This window comes from Thiolapillus sp., from assembly GCF_048562965.1.
Taxonomy (GTDB): Bacteria; Pseudomonadota; Gammaproteobacteria; order Chromatiales; family Chromatiaceae; genus Thiolapillus; species Thiolapillus brandeum_A.
Genome location: NZ_JBHNMF010000927.1, coordinates 1 through 1,121, shown reverse-complemented (window position 1 = coordinate 1,121; position 1,121 = coordinate 1). Strand labels below are relative to the sequence as shown.

Annotated in this window: 2 protein-coding genes; both read right to left on the bottom strand. The window is 56.0% G+C overall.

Annotated elements, in window-relative coordinates; genetic code table 11:
• Positions 1 to 114 precede the first annotated feature (114 nt).
• Positions 115 to 459: a DUF1214 domain-containing protein gene (locus ACOCD2_RS21245; protein ID WP_293650411.1), complete on the bottom strand. Its 345-nt coding sequence runs from the start codon at positions 457 to 459 to the stop codon at positions 115 to 117.
• 172 nt (positions 460 to 631) lie between these two features.
• Positions 632 to 1,121, bottom strand: a 490-nt coding sequence (locus ACOCD2_RS21240) for a DUF1214 domain-containing protein (RefSeq protein WP_293650410.1), incomplete at its 5' end; no start/stop codon positions are given.

Here is a 1,121-nt window from a genome sequence, read left to right as displayed (position 1 = left end):
CCCAGACAATTGGCTCCCGCTCAATCCGGGTGACCTGCTCGGAAGAGCCGGATGCGGGAAATCCGCACGTCCGGTTCTGTGAGGGTGAAAGCCAGCAATGGCCGATCTACTCGACTAGGAGCGGTCGACGATTCCCGGCTTGGCACCATAGAAACGCACGGCGGGAGCCACCCGCTTGCCCGCAGTGGGTATCCAGTTGCTTTCCAGTCCTTCAGGAGGCTTGGGACCGAAATACAGGGTCACGCCGCCGTCCGGATCTTTTTTGAGCTTGTCCATTTCATAGGACGAGATGCCTACTTTTCCTTCTCTGGTATAGATAAACCCCCAGGTGTCGGCATCGTAAAGAATCAGCGACCAGAGCTGCTTGACTGGCATGTCCCTCGGGATCTCCAGCTTGTACAGCTTATTGCCGTCGATGGACTTGCCGCAGACATCCCATTCGAGATGGCGGTATGTCAGGGCGATGTCCCAATTGTCACTGGCACCCCACCTATAGAGTGCTGCAGAGTATTGCCAGTCACTGGGTATGCCTTATCTGGCCTAGCTGATGCCGGTGAGTAACAGCCCGGCAATGCCCAGATTGGTGCTCAACCTGCACATTGCAGGCTGAGCATCGGGTCGTCAGCCTGATTTATTTGGCTTCCGCTGGTTCGGGGAACTTCCATTTGCCATCCAGCAACGCCTTCTTGGGGCGATACAGGCGGACAATGTATACCCAGCCTTCCATGATGGGAAGGTAGTTGTCTGCCTTGGGGTTGCCACCAAAGTGGATGGTGGCCGATCCATCTTCATTTTTCCTGGCGGTCACCTTGTTGAAGGAATAGGCATCCAGGTCATTGGGCTCCATGAACCTGTCTTTGTTGTATACCGTCACCGACCAGAAGCCATTGTCTTCGATGGGCACGTCTCTGGGAACGGTGAGGGTATAGGCAGTCTTTCCGTCATTCTTGGCAACCTGAACCGGAAGATAAAGGGCATCGCGGCGTTGCAGGCCGCCCCAGCCTACGGCTACGCCCAGGGCATTCTGCAGATAGGAGCGGTCGCATTTTACGCCAAAGAAAGTGGAGCTGTCGGGCAGGGTGCTGCCGAGGTTGTTGAAGTCCTTGCGCAGCTCCATCATC